Origin of the sequence: Microcoleus sp. Pol11C2 (genome assembly GCF_036701505.1) — a bacterium.
Lineage (GTDB): Bacteria > Cyanobacteriota > Cyanobacteriia > Cyanobacteriales > Microcoleaceae > Microcoleus.
Window position 1 is genome coordinate 60,010 of sequence record NZ_JAUBQX010000027.1, and the last position, 17,156, is coordinate 77,165.

16 protein-coding genes are annotated in these 17,156 nt (G+C 46.7%); 7 read left to right on the forward strand and 9 right to left on the reverse strand.

From position 1 onward, the window contains the following. Nucleotides 1-138: 138 nt before the first annotated feature. The 3 genes from QUA42_RS16725 to QUA42_RS16735 form a co-directional block, all read right to left on the reverse strand. A complete protein-coding gene (locus QUA42_RS16725) occupies nt 139-933 on the reverse strand; it encodes an HAD hydrolase-like protein (RefSeq protein ID WP_333138355.1) in 795 nt (264 codons plus the stop codon). Nucleotides 934-1,157: 224 nt separating this feature from the next. Beyond that, the gene (locus QUA42_RS16730; protein WP_333138357.1) at nt 1,158-1,895 is read right to left on the reverse strand and encodes a DUF928 domain-containing protein; all 738 of its coding nucleotides are present in this window, start codon (nt 1,893-1,895) and stop codon (nt 1,158-1,160) included. A gap of 141 nt (nt 1,896-2,036) precedes the next feature. Continuing rightward, on the reverse strand, nt 2,037-2,777 hold the full coding sequence (locus QUA42_RS16735) for a DUF928 domain-containing protein (RefSeq protein ID WP_333138358.1): 741 nt from the start codon (nt 2,775-2,777) through the stop codon (nt 2,037-2,039). Nucleotides 2,778-3,113: 336 nt separating this feature from the next. Here QUA42_RS16735 and QUA42_RS16740 point away from each other — a divergent pair, with 336 nt between their 5' ends. From QUA42_RS16740 to malQ, 4 genes are all read left to right on the forward strand, one after another. After that, entirely contained in the window at nt 3,114-4,904 is a 1,791-nt protein-coding gene (locus tag QUA42_RS16740; RefSeq protein WP_333138360.1) for a CHASE2 domain-containing protein, read from the forward strand. A 74-nt stretch (nt 4,905-4,978) separates the two neighbouring features. Further along, nucleotides 4,979-5,737: a MinD/ParA family protein gene (locus QUA42_RS16745; protein ID WP_333138362.1), complete on the forward strand. Its 759-nt coding sequence runs from the start codon at nt 4,979-4,981 to the stop codon at nt 5,735-5,737. Nucleotides 5,738-5,912: 175 nt separating this feature from the next. Continuing rightward, complete coding sequence (locus tag QUA42_RS16750; RefSeq protein ID WP_333038396.1) at nt 5,913-6,038, forward strand: photosystem II protein Y; 126 nt, start codon at nt 5,913-5,915, stop codon at nt 6,036-6,038. 463 nt (nt 6,039-6,501) lie between these two features. After that, nucleotides 6,502-8,010, forward strand: a complete 1,509-nt coding sequence (malQ, locus tag QUA42_RS16755; protein ID WP_333138364.1) for a 4-alpha-glucanotransferase — start codon at nt 6,502-6,504, stop codon at nt 8,008-8,010. A 381-nt stretch (nt 8,011-8,391) separates the two neighbouring features. On the opposite strand, the gene QUA42_RS16760 is transcribed toward malQ, so the two are convergent. Together QUA42_RS16760 and QUA42_RS16765 are read right to left on the reverse strand one after the other, a co-directional pair. Then, nucleotides 8,392-9,273 carry a RodZ domain-containing protein gene (locus QUA42_RS16760; RefSeq protein ID WP_333138366.1) on the reverse strand — a complete coding sequence of 294 codons (882 nt, stop codon included), beginning with the start codon at nt 9,271-9,273 and terminating at the stop codon, nt 8,392-8,394. Further along, nucleotides 9,270-10,064, reverse strand: coding sequence for a pseudouridine synthase (locus QUA42_RS16765; protein WP_333138386.1), 795 nt, complete (start codon nt 10,062-10,064; stop codon nt 9,270-9,272). The genes QUA42_RS16760 and QUA42_RS16765 overlap by 4 nt, the downstream gene beginning before the upstream one ends. A 109-nt stretch (nt 10,065-10,173) precedes the next feature. Between QUA42_RS16765 and QUA42_RS16770 the strand changes: the two genes are divergently transcribed. Both QUA42_RS16770 and QUA42_RS16775 read left to right on the forward strand, forming a co-directional pair. Next, nucleotides 10,174-10,332 carry a hypothetical protein gene (locus tag QUA42_RS16770; protein WP_333038389.1) on the forward strand — a complete coding sequence of 53 codons (159 nt, stop codon included), beginning with the start codon at nt 10,174-10,176 and terminating at the stop codon, nt 10,330-10,332. A 349-nt stretch (nt 10,333-10,681) separates the two neighbouring features. Next, nucleotides 10,682-11,473, forward strand: coding sequence for a DUF2993 domain-containing protein (locus QUA42_RS16775; protein WP_333138368.1), 792 nt, complete (start codon nt 10,682-10,684; stop codon nt 11,471-11,473). Between the two features lie 128 nt (nt 11,474-11,601). Here the strand turns inward: QUA42_RS16775 and QUA42_RS16780 are convergent, their stop codons facing one another. The 3 genes from QUA42_RS16780 to QUA42_RS16790 all read right to left on the reverse strand — a co-directional run bounded on the left by QUA42_RS16780 (nt 11,602) and on the right by QUA42_RS16790 (nt 15,068). Next, entirely contained in the window at nt 11,602-12,519 is a 918-nt protein-coding gene (locus QUA42_RS16780) for a phosphatidate cytidylyltransferase (RefSeq protein WP_333138369.1), read from the reverse strand. 284 nt (nt 12,520-12,803) lie between these two features. Further along, on the reverse strand, nt 12,804-13,397 hold the full coding sequence (gene cbiT, locus QUA42_RS16785) for a precorrin-6Y C5,15-methyltransferase subunit CbiT (RefSeq protein ID WP_333138371.1): 594 nt from the start codon (nt 13,395-13,397) through the stop codon (nt 12,804-12,806). Nucleotides 13,398-13,496: 99 nt separating this feature from the next. Beyond that, on the reverse strand, nt 13,497-15,068 hold the full coding sequence (locus QUA42_RS16790; protein WP_333138373.1) for an aminotransferase class I/II-fold pyridoxal phosphate-dependent enzyme: 1,572 nt from the start codon (nt 15,066-15,068) through the stop codon (nt 13,497-13,499). Nucleotides 15,069-15,282: 214 nt separating this feature from the next. Between QUA42_RS16790 and QUA42_RS16795 the strand changes: the two genes are divergently transcribed. Continuing rightward, nucleotides 15,283-15,435: a hypothetical protein gene (locus QUA42_RS16795; RefSeq protein WP_333138375.1), complete on the forward strand. Its 153-nt coding sequence runs from the start codon at nt 15,283-15,285 to the stop codon at nt 15,433-15,435. 73 nt (nt 15,436-15,508) lie between these two features. On the opposite strand, the gene QUA42_RS16800 is transcribed toward QUA42_RS16795, so the two are convergent. Then, complete coding sequence (locus QUA42_RS16800) at nt 15,509-17,110, reverse strand: penicillin-insensitive murein endopeptidase (protein ID WP_333138377.1); 1,602 nt, start codon at nt 17,108-17,110, stop codon at nt 15,509-15,511. Nucleotides 17,111-17,156 lie beyond the last annotated feature (46 nt).

Consider the following 17,156-nt stretch of genomic DNA (forward strand, 5'->3'; position numbering starts at 1 on the left):
AAATAATATTTGTGCCACCACCCCATTATAAGATAATACCATGTCTACGCCTCAAAAGTCAACAAAAAAGATGTAAAATTTTGTGATTTTTTTGACTATGAAAAGCGAAAAAAATCACAAGTGTAAACAAATCTAACATCAACATTCGAGCGGCAGCCAATCGGCAAAATCTCCGGCAAACTGCGACAGAGAAAGCAATTGAACTGGTGGATTTTGAGCCACAGATTCCCGTTCTGGCAAAGTATTGTAACCCCAATCCGCCAAAAATAACCTCACCTGAGATAAATCCGGCTGCTGCTTCACCGACAGCAAAGTTTTTAACCGATCTTCGACAAACCAAATAGTCGAATCTTTGCCAGACGCTGCCAAAAATTCCCGCAAAATTTGGTGTTTCGGCTTGTTGTATTCCTTGCCAAAAATCAACTCCGACGGCATTTGTACGCCTGCTAGCTGCAAAAGTTCCCGCACAAAACGGCCTTCCTTTGTAGTGACGATCGCCACTTTCACCGAACTCTCCTGCAAGGAGTGCAAGCGATCCGCAACCCCTGGATAAAAGCGGTGCAAAGACAGCCACGCCGATAAATCCTCAGCAATCCAATTATCGCGCAATCCGTCTAACATAGCGCCGACAGACTGGGCTTTCAAATTATTTTCGGTCAATAAATACGGTACTATATTAGGCCACTCCAGCAAAATTTCCTCTGGGGAAATCCCTGTCAGCAGTGCGCGGATCAGCAGCGGCATTTCCCAACCGGTTTCGATGGCGGGTCGCACTCGGTAAAAACTCAAAGCTAAATCTGGATCTGGCACTGTTTCGACTGGTTTCCAGATTTGACAGTAGGTACGCCAAGCGGTTTGGAAATATTCTATTAGTCCGTCACAAATCACACCGTCAAAATCAAGAGCTAGAATTGTCGGAAAGTTATTAGCCATCAATCGATTTTAGATTTGGGATTGAAGAATTGAAGAATTGGAGAATTGAAGAAAGCGATCTCACTGATGAATCCGGGGACTTGTTATCGGATACTAGGTTTTTTATTTCTGCACCTCTAAATTTGGGGGGCTTGTACCCTGGCTGCTTTCGGTCACTGGATTGAAGAATTGAAGAATTGAAGAATTGACTGTGCAAACACTCAGCAGTGATTAGTCAAGAGTCGTTATTCCAAAGACTGAACTAGCGGTTGAGCGGCAATCGATTCTAGTCCTTGGGACTGCAACAATTGCGTCCACTCGGTCGTCAGCCGGGAATCATCGGGTGCGAGGCGCCGCATTTCGGCTAGAGTAGCAACAGTCTCGTACCAAATCCCATTTTTAGCATAAGCAATCACCTTAGCCATAGGGTCGGGATTTGCCAAATCGTTCTTGAGATTTGCCTGGGGTTCAATTCGCTGCATCCATCCTTTAACAATATAATCTCCAGAACGCTCCAGCGGATCGCATGCTAGTGCAAACGACCACACATATCGCTTACCAACCTCAATATTTTTTGTCTGGTCTTTCTCAGAAAGGCTAACTCCAATAATTCCGGCTTTGTCATTTTTTAAAGTAGTTTCGTAAACTACTTCGGATTCATCTTCGTTTAGCAAAATAAACTCTACTTGAGCCGCCGGTTGAGAAACATATACAAAAAATGTTGGCGACTCTGTTAGCGTTAAGCCAATATTGCTTTCAGGTATTAAGGGAGTAATGAATAAACCATCCCGTAACTTACAGCCTCGATGCGTCCCCCCTTGCCGGTTGTCGGGGGCTGTTACATCGGGAGGTTTGAAATTAACATTCTGACTCAGCAGAATGGGTGCAGGCACAGCCTGCATCGGTGTAAGCAAACTGGGGAGAGTAACGGCGATCGCCAATACAGTCATCGCCAGTGCAGTAAAATGTAGAAAACGTTTCATTTTTCCACTCACTTGTAGAAATATTTATAGATCGCATCTCTAATGTTAACCCGGAGTTTTAGCCCCGGGCGCGATCGAGTAAATGGGTCAATTTTCACATCGCCATCGGCCGACCGACAAAATTTTCAGAAATAGCGAGATTTAAAGTGGCGCAACCAGTGGTTGAGCTGCAACTGATTCGAGTCCTTGGGACTGCAATAATTGCGTCCACTTGGCTGTCAGCTTCACATCCCCCGGTGTCTGGCGCCGCATTTGGGCTAAAGTAGCGAGTGTTTCGTACCAAATCCCATTTTGAGCATAAACGTTGAGCCTAGTCATCGGGTCGGGATTTGCCAACTCGTTCTTGAGAGTTGCCTGGGGTTCAATTCGCTGCACGAACCCTTTAACAACTAAATCCGCAGCTCGGTCTTCGGGGTCGCAAACTAGCGAAAATGACCACACGTATCGCTTGCCAACTTCAAGGGATTTGTTGTTGTCCACGGTAGCAGGAATGGTAACTCCAACAATCCCAGATTTGTCCAGTTTAAATGTTTTTTCGTAGACCACTTCCTCTTCCTTGTCGTTGAGGACAGTAAACTCTATTTTTGCCGAGGTTTGAGGAACATAGACAAAAATTGTGGGAGACTCTGTTAGGGTTAAACCGATATTAGTTGGAGGCACTAACGGAGTAATAGATAAACCCGCTGGACAAAGCTTGTTGCCGCGATGTGTCCCTCCTTGTCGGCTGGCGGGGGCTGTTACGTCGGGAGGCTTGAAATTAACATTTTGACTCAGCAGAAGCGGCTGGGATTGTGCGCGCATCGGTGCAAGTGAACTGGGTACAGTAGCTGCGATCGCAGCTACGGCGACCGCAAGTGTAGCCGGATGTAGAAAACGTTTCATTTTGTTTTACCTTTCACTATAATTGCAAACACAGGCATTCGCTGATGGCGACAAATATTTTTGAGCTGCTAGTCGAGGCCGCAGATACACAATTTAAAGCTTGACATATCATCAATAACATTAATGAATTCGAGCGGCAAGTGGATTCTCCGTCCGAAAAATCTGGTTGCCTAGGTCCCAAGTATCATTGGATACAGTTGGTCGCCACGTAAGGTAAATTTTTGTAACAAAGGGGTCGGAGTTTCCGAGTGTTCTAAGATGGAGGAAGTCTCCAGCAGGCGGGAAATGTGAAACAACTGCTGTTCCAGAAACGAGTCAAACTTTTATGCTGGGATAATGAGTAAAATATCTAACAAAATTCGATCGGCAGCGGCTCAATTGAGTCAAATGTATAAACCATCACTAGCATTGGCTAAGTCTGTATTAATTGCCAGCGCGGCAGTAACATTATCCTTGATGGGGGCCAGACAGCTAGGAATACTCGAACCAGTAGAATTAAGCGTTTACGACCAAATGGTGAGGTGGCGTCCCGAGTCCAAGCCAGACCCGCGCTTGCTAGTTGTGGGGATTACCGAAGCAGACATTCAGAAACTGAAACAGTGGCCGATATCCGATCGCAAAATAGCTGAAATCTTACAAAAACTCGAAAAAATGCAGCCAGCAGTAATCGGTTTAGATGTACTGCGAGACGTACCTTTAGGAGACGGGCGCGAGGAATTAACTCAACTTTTAAAAAAAAGCGATCGAATTATCGGGGTATGTTTAGTCACCGACGGAAGCCCGGACAATCCCGGTTCTCCGCCTGCGCCGGGGCTGCCAGAAAACCGGGTGGGATTTGCAGATTTCGGAGTCGATCCGGGCGGCATACTCCGCAGGGCTTTATTATTTATGAAACCCCCGACAATTGAGGGCAACTCCTCGGCCCAAAAACATCTTTGCAATGACGATTCTCAAGTTTTATATTCCTTCAACCTCCAGCTAGCACTCCGCTACCTGCAACGGCAAAAAATTTATCCCCAACTTGCACCCGATCAATCATTATGGCTGGGAAAAACCCAATTAAAAAAACTAGCAAGCAATGACGGAGGATACACAAATATCGATGTCAGGGGATATCAAATATTAATGAACTATCGTTCCAAGCAGCAAGTCGCAAACCGAGTCAGAATTACGGATGTTTTAGAAGGGAAAGTTGACCCTAATTTAGTTAAAGATAAAATAGTGTTCATCGGTTACACAACAGAAACCGTTAAAGATTTATTTTATACTCCTTACAGTGGGCGACAGGAAACCAACCAATTCATGCCTGGTATCGTGGCACACGCACAAGTAGTCAGCCAAATTTTGAGTGCAGTTTTAGACAACAGACCGATGTTATGGTTTTGGCCGGAATGGGCAGAAATCCTGTGGATTTCGGGATGGTCAATTGTCGGAGGAACGTTGGCATCGCGGATGGCTCACCCAGCGAAGTTGACGGTGACATTCGCAGCAATGCTATCCGGGTGCTGCGCGATCGGGTTTGGGATTTTTCTGTTGGGAGGGTGGGTGCCTGTGGCAGCGCCAGCCTTAGCATTAATCTTAACTGGCGGTAGCATTGTATCAGCAGAGAGATTTAATAAAGCCGGCTACGGGAAAGCAATTAGCGATCGAGTAAAACAAGTCTTCAAAATCGAAATAGACCAAGCCAAAAAAGAACAGCAAGTCGCAGAAATCACAGAATCTGATTTTTTTAAAGAATTGCAGCAAAAGAAAGATAAACTGAGGATTAGCAAACAAGAAACCTCTGAAAAAACACCTTCCGAACCCCAAGAAATAACTGCCAGTACCCCAGAGCTTCCCAAGGTCGAAAGTCAGACAGACGAATACCTAGCTCAGTTGCAGGAAAAAGCCAAACAGCAGAAGCAGCGCCCCGCCGTGACTGAATCGGAAAGCGGCTCTCAAACGGGTGTCCCGAACGGTACTGGTTGTGGTGCTAGTTCAGCCGAAACTAAACCTGATGACGAGTTCAGCGATTTGCAAGCCAAAGCCAAACAGATGCGGCAGCGCAGGGGTGCAGAAAAGATGATAAAAGATGAAAAAATTGATAGTTTAACAGATAAGGAGGATTTGGGGGGCAAGGAAGAATGACAGACAACTCGACTGCATCATCGAGAATTGCATCATAATTGGTTCTCGCCGTTTCTTACCCTAATACGCAGATCATGTCCAAAATCATCTCTGTCCACTCTTACCGGGGCGGAACTGGCAAATCGAACACGACAGCAAACCTGGCATCTATTATCGCTCGCGACGGAAATCGGGTTGCCATTGTGGACACAGACATTCAATCACCGGGGATTCACGTGCTGTTCGGTTTCAGCGAGAGCAACATGGATCGCTGCCTGAACGATTACCTGTGGGGCCGGTGTCCGATCGCAGATACTGCCTACAATGTGAGTTCGCTGCTGCCAAAATTAGCCAGTAACGGCAACCTCTACCTGATTCCTTCGAGCATTAAAGCAGGGGAGATAGCGCGAGTTTTGCGCGAAGGCTACGATGTGGGACTGCTTACCGACGGCTTTCAAGAACTGATCGAGGTTTTGAACTTAGACTACCTATTTATAGACACGCACCCGGGGCTCAACGAAGAAACCCTCCTCAGCATCACCATTTCCGACATCCTGCTGCTGATTCTGCGTCCGGATCAGCAAGATTTTCAGGGAACGGCTGTCACGGTAGATGTGGCCCGCAAATTAGAAGTTCCCAAGATTTTGATGACGATTAACAAAGCCCCAGAATCGCTGGATTTCGAGGATTTGAAGCAGCAAGTAGAGAGTATCTACAACATCCCAGTGGCAGGGGTACTGCCCCACAGCGACAAGATGATGCTACTCGCCAGCAAGGGAGTGTTTGCGCTGCACTTCCCTAACGACCCTCTAACTAAGGTTGTGGAAGGGATTGCGAAACAGATTGTGGGATAATTGGTGCAGGGAATGCCGATCCCCCGCCCAGCAGTTTCGCTTTGGCTCTCAATTCTTGCGGAGCGATGTCCTCCTGGGTATCCCGAATATTTGGTTAAAGAGTCATGAGAATGGCGACAAAATGAGATACAAATAGATTATGAGAATTTGTTAAAAAACTTTAGGAGGAGAACTCATGGAATTTGACTTCCGCATACTAATAGTATTGATGCCCGTATTGTTGGCGGGCGGCTGGGCTGCTTACAACGTCGGTGCTATAGCTCTCAAACAAGTGCAGAAATTGTTGAACAAGCAAGCATGAACTAAGCATTATCACCAGTAATTTCGCAGCCGGCTGTTTTTTGAGATACAAAACAGCCGGCTATTTTGTGCATTGGCTTTGCTTAAGTGATGGCTGATTCTTGGTGAGCAATTTACGACTGCAGAGAGATGGGGCCAAAACCCAAGAAAAGTTAAATTTAAAAGTTAAGCAGAAACCAGGTACGCTCAAGCAAAATACTTTGTTGCAGCAAACGAGCCTGGGTAAAAAAACCTAGCGGTGAAAGCAGGGCGATCGTGTAAGTTCGGATTTTGATGTTTTGAACTCTACTCAGGATTTATGAGTAGAGTGTTATAAAAATATTTTGTAAGCACGTTATCGCAGAAAATATGAGACAATCACAAAAGTATTTGCCCTAACAATCGCCGTAAAAACTACGAAGTTTAACTGGTAGGGAAGATAGGTCAAATTGTCAATGTTGAATTCCTATATCTTTAGATAGATTATGCTTTTTCCCCGATCAAGCGGCATGCTACTCCACCCCACATCCTTTCCCAGTCGATTTGGCATTGGGGACATGGGAATAGAAGCATATCGCTTTATTGACTTTTTAGTAGAGAGCGACCAGCAATACTGGCAGGTATTGCCGCTGGGCCCCACAGGATACGGCAATTCTCCTTATTCGTGCTATTCAGCAATGGCGGGAAATCCGCTGCTAATTAACCCAGAACTGCTGCGGGACCAGCAATTGCTCGCCGATGAAGACTTCGCTAATTTGCCAGAATTTCCGCTGGATTATGTAGACTTCGATCGAGCGATCGCCCTGAAAGTGCCTTTGCTCAAAAAAGCTTGCGAAAACTTCAAAGCCAAAGCATCCCCGATCCAGCAAAAAGAATTCTCAGGTTTTTGCGAAAGCAAAGAGAATTGGCTGGAAGATTATGCCTTATTTATGGCACTAAAAGATCACTTTGGCGGTGTTAGCTGGAACAATTGGGAACCAGAAATTGCCCGTCGAGAACCAAAGTCCCTAGAGAAGTGGCGCCAACAGCTAAATGCTGAGATTTATTACTACAAATACGTCCAGTTTGAGTTTTTTCGCCAGTGGACGGAGTTGAAACGCTATGCTAATATGCGGGACATTAAAATTATTGGCGATATTCCGATTTATGTAGCTCACGACAGCGCCGATGTATGGTCTCATCCAGAAATATTTTGCTTGGATGAAGCCAGCGGAGAACCAGCTTTAATGGCGGGAGTTCCCCCTGATTACTTCAGCAATACAGGTCAATTGTGGGGCAACCCGGTATACAATTGGGAGAAGTTGCAAGCAACTAATTTCGAGTGGTGGGTGCAGCGTTTTGAAGCGATTTTCTCTTATGTAGACGTGACTCGGATTGACCACTTTCGAGGATTTGACGCTTACTGGGCCGTGAAGCGCGGACAAGAAACTGCGATCGAGGGAGAGTGGATTAAAGCGCCGGGAACAGCTTTGTTGGATCTAATTAACGAGAAGTTTGGCAACTTGCCGATTATCGCAGAAGATTTAGGGGTAATTACTCCAGAAGTGGAAGCTTTGCGCGATCGATACGAGTTTCCAGGAATGAAGATTTTGCAGTTTGCTTTTGGCGCGGGCCCTGGCGATCCTTTTTTGCCTTTCAATTACGATCGCAACTCGGTAGTCTACACCGGCACCCACGACAACGACACGACTGTCGGCTGGTTCAATCAACTGCAACAGTACGAAAGAGATGAGGTTTTGCGTTATTTGGGCTGCATCGATCCCCAAGGAATTCACTGGTCTTTAATCCGCATGGGCTGGATTTCTATTGCTAATATGGCAATTGTGCCGTTTCAAGATTTGTTGGGTTTAGGTACTGACGCGCGGATGAATTTTCCGGGGAAACCAGAGGGAAATTGGGGATGGCGGTATCGACCTGAAGCTTTGAATTGGGAAGTGCGCGATCGGCTCAAAACTATGACTTACATCTCCGGGCGCGCTCCTAATAAACATTGATCGTCGGTAAGGGGTAGTTGGTAGTGGGTAATTGGTAATTGTTAAGGGGTAATATCAAATCTGTTAGCATCGGAATCATTCCTATCTCTCTACTCTATATCTGCGTGAATCAGCGTCAATCCCTTGTCATCTGCGGTTAATACATTCTCTTTTTTTTACCGCAGATACCGGCAGATAAACACAGATTAACGCAGATGAATTCTATCAATTCCGGTTGCACCATCGGGAAGTGTTGACCGTTGACTGGATTTGACTATTCCGATGCAACCGAGTTTGATAGAATGGGTGATTGGTAATTGGTAATGAGGGCATCAAGACGGACATTCTAATTAAAATCTGTGGACTGCCCCCTATTACCAATTAACAATTACCAATTAACACTCAACCTTCATTCTTGGGTGGTACTGAAGGATTGAGTTCGTTTGCTTTAAAAACAACTTCTTTGGCGACTCCAGGATCTCCTAGTTGTTCGGCTTGTCCGTTATTAACAGCAACCATTACCCCACCGGCGTTACCTGCTACCACTACTAATTGCTTTTGAGCCCCCCAGGTGCGAACAGTCCCTGAAGGCAAAGTTCCCTCAAACTCTGTTTTACCATCGACTTCAACCTGCATCCACGATTCGGCTTTAAAAGTGACGCTAACCATTACTGGTTTATTGCCAGATTTATTTAAATTTTGACCGGTTCTTACTGCTTCGACAGCCTCATAACTATCCGGTTTCTGATTTTGTGAGGAGCTCGATGCCTCAGCAGCTAAACGAGCTTGTTCTTGCTGCCCAAGCGCTAGTTCTTCGGCTCCCGCACCGTTTTTTGCGGTAACAGAACCGCTCATCAACTGAGATAAGACATTGACCGAACAGATAATTAGAAATGTGTAAAAGAGGTAGAGGTGCATCGGCCGCAACTGAGGTCCATCTTGCCAAGATAGCTTGGTTCTCGATCGGGGCGCCGGTTCGATCGGGAAAAATTCGGCAAACTGAGTTCCGTCCAAACCCATTGCTTCAGCGTAGCGCTTGATCAAACCCTGAGTGTAGACGGGTTCGGGAAGTTGGTCGAGTTGACCGTCCTCGATTGCTTGTAGCAGATTCCGCCGAATCATTGTTACCACGGCTACTTTGTCCAAACAAATCGACTGCTGTTCGCGGTACTGACGGAGTTGATTTCCAATTTCCGCTAGCTTCTTCTGAGCTGTTTCTGGCTCTTGGGAGTGCAGTTTCTGCTTAGTTGTTTTGAAGAATAAAAACAATAAATTCTTTGTCATATGCTGTGCTCCTGGGAATTTACTGGCACGCTTATTGATGTTAGGTTGACTAGATTCCATAAATAAATAATTTCCGCATCTTCTAGGGGTCGGCAGCAGCCTGGTGGCAATATTGGCGAACCAGGCCGCTGCAATTGAATCGGGCCAATGGCTGTGCGGTGCAGGCGCACCACGGGATATCCCAAGAGCTCGGCTGTTCGCCGAATCTGTCGGTTTCTGCCTTCTGATAGAATGACTTCTAACAGAGTTTGGTGTTGCGCGCGATCGAGAACTTTAATTTTCGCGGGCAAAGTTTTTCTGCCGGACAAGATGATGCCCTGACGCCACGCTTCCAGTATGGGTTCCGGGGGATCGCCGCTCACCCAAACCTGATAAGTTTTGGCGATCGAGTGACGCGGATGGGTCAAACAAAATGTCAGCTTACCATCATTGGTAAGCAAGAGGGCGCCAGTGGAATCTGCATCTAAGCGTCCTACGGGGTGGATGCCTTGACCGGAGCGCAGTTGGGGTGGCAGCAAGTCGAGAACTTTCGATCGGGCCCTGGGATCGCTGCAAGTAGAAACTACGCCTGCCGGTTTGTTGAGCAACAGATAGACCTTTGCGGGTCGATCCGTTGGTTTCACCGGGACTCCATCGACTTGGATAAGATCGCGATCTGGATTCGCTTTTTCTCCTAAGCGAACAATATTGCCATTAACTCGGACTCGTCCAGCTACAATCATCTGTTCTGCAAGACGGCGAGAGGCAATGCCCCACTGGGCGAGGATTTTTTGCAGCCTTTCATCAGACATGACGGGAGTGTGGAAATCCCCAACGAGCGAACGGTGGGGAGGAAACACGACACGGTTAATTGATTAACCGTACTAGCAATGCTCAATTCCTGATTGGGAATAAATTATAATGCTGACCAATTATTACAGGACGCCCGGCGTGGCAAAGATTGTCCTTGTGCCCGGTGCAGATTGTCCTGATGGCATTACCCTGAATGCTGTGCAAAAACTACGAGGAAAAGACTCGCGGCAGGCACAGGTTTGCACCGTTGGTTTGCGGCTGGTTTGAAAGGTGTGGGTCTGACCCGACCATAAACCAACACTACCATAAATCCCGTACTGCTGGTTAAATTTATACGCTCGATCGCGAATTTTTCATCGGGATCGCACAACTCGTGAACTACCCCAATATTCCAAGGGGGGAAAGGTGAGAATTTTTCTGCTTCTGGCGTTGCTGATGCCAGATTTCTGGTTGGTTTTGCAGTTAATCGGACTTGTGTTCATCAACCCGGTTTCTAAGGAAAATCAGAGGTTGACAGCGGTATATCTGTGCAGAAACCGGGTTTTTGAGGCCGGATGTGCAAGTTCTAGTTAAATTTCTGTGCTTGAATATTAAGGTTTATCTTCTGAAATTGTTTATGACTGTCGATCAAAACTCTCTTCAATTTGACAATAGAGATGGGGCTGCTGGGTCTGGTGGGACTGTTAATCTCGGCGAGGAACCGGGGAGACCTTCGCCGAGTCAAGGCAGCCGGATCGCGAGCGCGGTGCTGTCTCCGGCAGTGCAGTTGTGGCTGCGATCGCAAGTTCAGCAGGTGGACGAGTTGAAGGTGAAAATTGAGGGGAGCGATCGACAAATCTTCAGCGGTGCTATCCCCAAAGTCACGGCTGCAGCTCGCGGTGCTGTGTATAAAGGACTACACCTAACTGAAGTAGCCATAGAGGGCTGTGGCATTCGCATCAACCTTGGTCAAGCTCTTAAAGGCCAACCCCTGCGCCTCCTAGAATCCGTTCCTGTGACAGGCGTTTTGAGGCTCTGTCAGGCGGATTTGAATGCGTCGCTGAAAGCGCCTTTGCTTGCTGATGCTTTGAGCGAATTTTTGCTCCCCATGCTGCCACTGGCAGATAGCGAAAAGTTGCTGAAGTTGCAAAATTCGCAGATTGTAATAGAGGCGGGTTTGTTGACGCTTTCGGCTGCAATTTTGCGCGCTGGCGGTAGGCAAATTCCTTTTGTATTGCGGACTGGTTTGCGGATAGCCAGCGGTCGCGAATTGATGTTTGAATCACCAGAAATCGAAATGGATGGAGAATTAAAGAGCAGTGATTTCAATGGTTTTAAAATTGATTTTGGGCCGGAAGTTGAGATAGAAGAGTTGATTTTGAGTCCGGGGGAGATTGCTTGCCGGGGAGGAATTAGAGTTTTGCCTTAGTTAGTTGACAGTTGACAGTTGACAGTTGACAGTTGACTTTAACCTGCTTCCTCGGCAGATCCTGGGAATACATACCCCATGCCCCATGCCCAATTCCCAATTCCCAATTCCCAATTCCCAATTCCCAATTACCGATTAATTAAAAAAGAGTCGAGCGCGGGCAACAGTAAAGTGACAAAATAGTAGACTAACGGTGCGGTAAAAACATAACTGTCGGTGCGATCGAGAATGCCGCCGTGACCGGGGATCAACTGTCCCGAATCCTTAACGCCGGCGTCTCGCTTCATCATCGACTCAGTTAAATCTCCCAACAGGCTAGCAACCCCGATCAACAGACCAAAAGCAGCGCCAGTATAGGGCCACCCCGGCCAGTTTAAATACCAAGACCCCGCGACTGCCACGGCGATGCTGCCGCAAACTCCAAATACGGCACCTTCAACGGTCTTTTTGGGGCTGATGTGGGACAGGCTAGTGCGGCCGAAGAATTTGCCGACAAAATAAGCCCCAATGTCAGCGGCCCAGATGCAGAAGAAAGCCAGCAGCAGCGAAGTCAATCCTAAAGATATGTGGCTAGAAGTTGTCCAAGATGGGGACGGGTAAATGTTAACCGGCAAATTGCTTGCTACTGCTTGCGAAAGTTGGGTTGTAGCAAGATTGCCTGGGTCGAGGCCGACTCGCAGCCGTACCCAATAGCTGGGCAAATAACCGCCGTAGAACAATCCTAAAACTGAGGAGGCAATATCGGCGATCGTCGATAATTTAGGTTGGAATAACAGGTAGAAACAGATTAAGGTTCCCGCTAAGGGGAACATGGCATCTACGAGTTCCGGTGCTAGGGCGGCAGTAATTAATAGCCCTTGACTGACGGCTAAGGTAGTTTTGGCAGCGGGTGCAATGCCTTTAGCCCTGGCTAATTGAAAATATTCCAATTGACCTAGGTAGACGATGACTCCAAAGCCGACGGTGAAGTACCATCCGCCCATAATAATCATTCCCAAAGCAAGGGCGATCGCAACTATTCCACTCAGGATACGAGACCAAGGCATAAAATGAATTTCTCTTGCAGACGGCGGCGGATCATTCGATTTTGGATTTTGGATTTTGGATTTTGGATTTTGGATTTTGGATTTTTCTAGAGCACGAGTTGATCCCTTGCACAACTAACCCCCATCCCCCATCGGTCATCCAATATCTCAAGTCAGGCGGTCAATCCAGCTATGGTGGCCCCTATTGTTAAGTATGAAGGTTAAGTGAACTTAAAAAAGATTAAGAATTACAGAATTAATTCGTGTATCCGTGTCAAAATTCGTGTCGTGCCTTCTTCTTGCTTCTAATCCAGCTTTTCGCCGCTGAGAATAAATATGGGATTGACGGCGGCAAAGGTTTGACTGAGACCGCGAGTCTCCAAGCGGTTGACGGCGGACTGGACTACCTCGATGTTGCGGACTTGCAACTCGGCGAACCCTTCGGAAAGGGCGTAAAGATTCTCTAAATTGGATGCTGTGGCGACAACTCTACCGTGAGGTGGCAAGTACCGCCAGACTTCTTGGAGAATCGCTTTAATGGGGCGACCTCCTTCGATGCAGACTCGGTGGGGGGGTTGGGGCAGGTTTGCAAGGCATTCCGGGGCACTGCCTTCTATGACTTCTACGTTGTTGATCTCGAATCGATCGCAATTTCTGCGAATCAAGCTTGCTACTTCTTCGTCCCTTTCGACGGCGATAATCCGACCTTTGGGACACAGCAAACCTGTTTCTACGGCGATCGTACCAGTACCTGCACCGATGTCCCACACCACTGAATCTGCTTGCAGCCGAAGGTGGGAGATTAACAGCAGTCGGACTTCTCGCTTACTCATGGGAATTCCCGGTAAACGTTCAAATAAGTCATCCGGGATGCCTGGAGTGACGTAGGGCCAAAGCATAGTTATATTTTTGATTTTTGATTTTTGATTGAAGCAAGACGGCAGTTGGAACTCGTGGAAGAAGTAGAAATTCTGCCAATTTCCCCCCAGCCTTCATATTTACTGTCGCACAACCTTGAGAGTTTGGAGGCCGGGATCGCTGCAACCTGTGATTTTTCCGCCGGCGGCCAGGATTTGTTGCAGGTAGTCAACGGCTGCTGGGGTAATGATTTCACCCGGCATCAAGACTGGTATTCCTGGGGGATAGGGACAGATGAGTTCGGCGCTGAGTCGATCGACTGCTTTGTCTGCGGGTACTGTTTCCGCTGAGAAAAAGAAGGCCTCGCGCGGGGAGAGGAGAGGGGGAGAGGGGGAGAGTGGGAGAGTGGGAGATTGGGCAAATCTTCCATCGGACATCGGACTTCTTTTCTCGGACTTCTTCTTTCGGACTTCTTCCTTCTTCCTGACATCCGTTACATCCGTTACATCCGTTACAGAATTCGTTGCCGAACTTCCTTCTTCCTTCTTTCTTCTTCCTTCTAAAAGAGTACAAGCTTTAACTAAATTGTCAATATCTGATTCTGTATTTCCCAAGCTGATAATAAATGTTAAATGTTGCGGCATGGGTAATTCTGCCGTGACACCGAGTTGAGAGTGCAGAATATCATCGGCGGCAAATCCTGTGATTCCTAAATCTGATACTTTTACTGTTAGCCTGGTGCGGTCTAATGCTGCAAAACCCGGTGTATTTAACGGTTCTAAAACTGATAAGCCGGAAATTTGACTGATGCGCGATCGCGCTTTTTCTGCTAGCTGTAAAGTTTTCGCCATTAACTCTTTGCCGTGGAGTGCGATTTGTTGGCGGGCTGCGTCTAGGGATGCTAATAGTATGTAACTCGGACTGGTGGATTGTACTAGCTGCAAGGCTCTATTTAATTTTTGGATATCTATGCGATCGCCCTTGACGTGCAGCATCGATGCTTGTGTCATTGCACCGAGGGTTTTGTGGATTGATTGTACTGTTAAATCGGCGCCGGCTGATAGTGCCGGTTCGGGCAAGTTTGGATGAAAGTTAAAGTGCGCGCCGTGGGCTTCGTCTACTAATAACGGTATGTTGTATTGATGGGTAATTTGGGCGATCGCCCGCAAATCCCCGCAGACGCCGTGATAGGTTGGGTAAACTATCATTACTGCTTTCGCGTCGGGATGTTGTTCTAATGCTGCGGCTGTGGCTTCTGGGGTGATGCTGTTGGCAATATCCCATTCCGGGTTGTACTCTGGATTGACAAAAATTGGAATTGCACCCGATAAAATTAAACCAGAAATCGCCGAGGAGTGGATATTTCGAGGTAGGATAATTTTATCGCCGGGGCCGCAAGTCGCTAAGATGGCGGCGATAATTCCGCAAGTCGAACCGTTAGCCAAAAACCGAGTTGATTGGGCTCCAAATGCTGCGGCGGCTAATTCTTGAGATTCGGCAATTGCACCTTCTGGGTTAAAGAGATTATCTAATTCCGGCAATTCCGGCAAATCCGATCGAAATACTGTCGCACCGAATAAGTCAATTAGGGGCCCTGAGATTCCTTGTCCGCGTTTATGTCCGGGGGCGTAGAATGGGGCGTGCGGGTGATTTGTGCGATCGCGCAAGGCATCTAATAGAGGCGTTTGTTGTTGAGAGTTTGCTGGTGACACGCTTAATCTTAATTTGAATATTTGGAATTATAGCAACTGCCGAGGTTTCACTGGACGTTATTAATTGCTGAAACCCTTGCTGGAAATTCCGCGATCGCATCGACTGCTTCCTTTTTCCTTGCACTCGCCCACAAGCAACACCGTCTCAATTTCAAACTTCTCTAAAATGACTTAACATCGACTGCTTAAGTATGATCCCAAACAGTTGAAAATCTTGGCTACTGCTTTAGTTATGGTTTGTGTAGGGGCTGTGGTTTCAGTGACAGCACAAAATCCTACCACAGTCTGCGGCTATTTTTCAGCTTACTGTGGTGAGGAAGTTTTGGGCGATCGCGCACTACTGTCACAAACTACCAAGACGCTTTAATAGCTTGACCCAATAGCTATCAAAGTCAAGCTTAAATTCAAAGTAGATTGTTGATTTGCGATCGCCCTAAATCCTACCATAACTGAGCTTGCCAATTTATAGCATAACTTTGAACCTTTTCTGCCTGGTCAGTGCCATTGATAATTGTACGGGCTTTCAAGAAATCCCTACTATTGTTTGAAATACAGTCATCCAGTTTGATACCCGTAAACAGACCGAATTTCATACCATCAACCAGGATAAAAAGTGCGATATCTGGACGCATGACAATATCGGGGTCGTTAACCAAATCTAGGCCTAACACATCAGAATATTTCCGATAATTGTAATCCCAGGTCAGTTGCACGTACCCGCGTCCATAAAACGGATAATAGCGTAAGGTTTTGCGGTGGTTTTCAGCTTCTGGTTCGCCCAAATAATAGGATTCTCGCACGGGCTCAAAACTATCTGCTGTTTCATGCTGAACAGTTGCGAGAATGTAAGCAATTTGATCTTGAGAAGTAATTCCTTGGCGATGAGCTTCTTTGATAATTGCCTGCACCGCTGCTTGTTTATCACCGCCTTTCCAATCAGGTAACTTTCCAGCACCCTGCTTGGCATCGAGTAAAGCTTTAGCGGTTGTTGCCCCTAACACATCTCCGCCATCCAGTTTACGGCTGGCTTTAAAACTTCTTAAGGCTTCTTGCGTTTGAGGGCCGTAAATCTCATCAACAACCTCTAAAAGATGATTAGCGCGTAAAATGGTTTGAATTTCTGCACAGAATAGTTGATCTTCAACTAACACTCCAGAGTCAATATTATCAAAAGGAATTGATTGCTTTTGGTCAATCACGTCTTGGAGTTTCAGGCCGGATGGTTCGCTGGAAACGCCGCGAGACTGTCCAGAAATTAATTGGGTCAGTTTAGTTTGCGTTACAAATCCCGCAATTCCATCAACCTGCAAGCCTTGTTCAGCCTGAAATTTTCGGATTGCGGCATCCGTTTCGGTGCCAAAGATACCATCTGCTGTCACTGAAATACCAACGTTGGCTAAATCTTCTTGAAGTTTGCGGACTCGTTCTCCCTGCATTGGGGGTGCAACCAGTCGCAGATCGCCTTGTTGGTCACTGCTGTAGGGGGCTGAATCAATTCCAGGGGAAAGGAAACTCACATGAAGGTGATTGTCATGTCCATCCCAAAATTCTACCCCTGTAATTTCTGGATCGTTGAAGAGAATTATTTTAATACCCAAAATAGGATTATTGTGAAATAAATCCACTAATTCTTGAGTACGCTGGCGAGAGTATTCAGGAGCGCGCAAAGTAAGTCCAATTTCTGCATCAGTGTTAGCAACAAGAGAAATATCAACATCAAGTCCGTTGTCATGAGAGCTATGACCTGGTGTTGGTCCTTCTGCTGTACTGATGTCTCCGATGCCAATGCGGGGTTTAGGATATTTTTTTACCCACTCATTACAGACATATTTGAGAGCCTGAATCACTTCTGGACGACCATAGCAATTGTCTCCGTAACATTCATAGCCATCTCCATTGGCCGGCATTTGCTCAAAAATACCTCGCGATCCCCAACTGAACTGCTCAAGTTCTTCTTCTGTGAAACCAATATTTGCAGTGCAGTGGGTATGGTTATGCTGCAAGGTTTCAGAGCGGGAGCTGCGATGAATTTCTAATACCATTGTTAATTTCCTTTTTAGAGTGTGTTTTTGTGTTGCAAGAGCGCTT

Bases quoted from the DNA above. Each gene is read 5' to 3' on its own strand.
- QUA42_RS16725 (WP_333138355.1), bottom strand. From the start codon at position 933: ATGGCTAATAACTTTCCGACAATTCTAGCTCTTGATTTTGACGGTGTG.
- QUA42_RS16730 (WP_333138357.1), bottom strand. From the start codon at position 1,895: ATGAAACGTTTTCTACATTTTACTGCACTGGCGATGACTGTATTGGCG.
- QUA42_RS16735 (WP_333138358.1), bottom strand. From the start codon at position 2,777: ATGAAACGTTTTCTACATCCGGCTACACTTGCGGTCGCCGTAGCTGCG.
- QUA42_RS16740 (WP_333138360.1), top strand. From the start codon at position 3,114: ATGAGTAAAATATCTAACAAAATTCGATCGGCAGCGGCTCAATTGAGT.
- QUA42_RS16745 (WP_333138362.1), top strand. From the start codon at position 4,979: ATGTCCAAAATCATCTCTGTCCACTCTTACCGGGGCGGAACTGGCAAA.
- QUA42_RS16750 (WP_333038396.1), top strand. From the start codon at position 5,913: ATGGAATTTGACTTCCGCATACTAATAGTATTGATGCCCGTATTGTTG.
- malQ (WP_333138364.1), top strand. From the start codon at position 6,502: ATGCTTTTTCCCCGATCAAGCGGCATGCTACTCCACCCCACATCCTTT.
- QUA42_RS16760 (WP_333138366.1), bottom strand. From the start codon at position 9,273: ATGACAAAGAATTTATTGTTTTTATTCTTCAAAACAACTAAGCAGAAA.
- QUA42_RS16765 (WP_333138386.1), bottom strand. From the start codon at position 10,064: ATGTCTGATGAAAGGCTGCAAAAAATCCTCGCCCAGTGGGGCATTGCC.
- QUA42_RS16770 (WP_333038389.1), top strand. From the start codon at position 10,174: ATGCTGACCAATTATTACAGGACGCCCGGCGTGGCAAAGATTGTCCTT.
- QUA42_RS16775 (WP_333138368.1), top strand. From the start codon at position 10,682: ATGACTGTCGATCAAAACTCTCTTCAATTTGACAATAGAGATGGGGCT.
- QUA42_RS16780 (WP_333138369.1), bottom strand. From the start codon at position 12,519: ATGCCTTGGTCTCGTATCCTGAGTGGAATAGTTGCGATCGCCCTTGCT.
- cbiT (WP_333138371.1), bottom strand. From the start codon at position 13,397: ATGCTTTGGCCCTACGTCACTCCAGGCATCCCGGATGACTTATTTGAA.
- QUA42_RS16800 (WP_333138377.1), bottom strand. From the start codon at position 17,110: ATGGTATTAGAAATTCATCGCAGCTCCCGCTCTGAAACCTTGCAGCAT.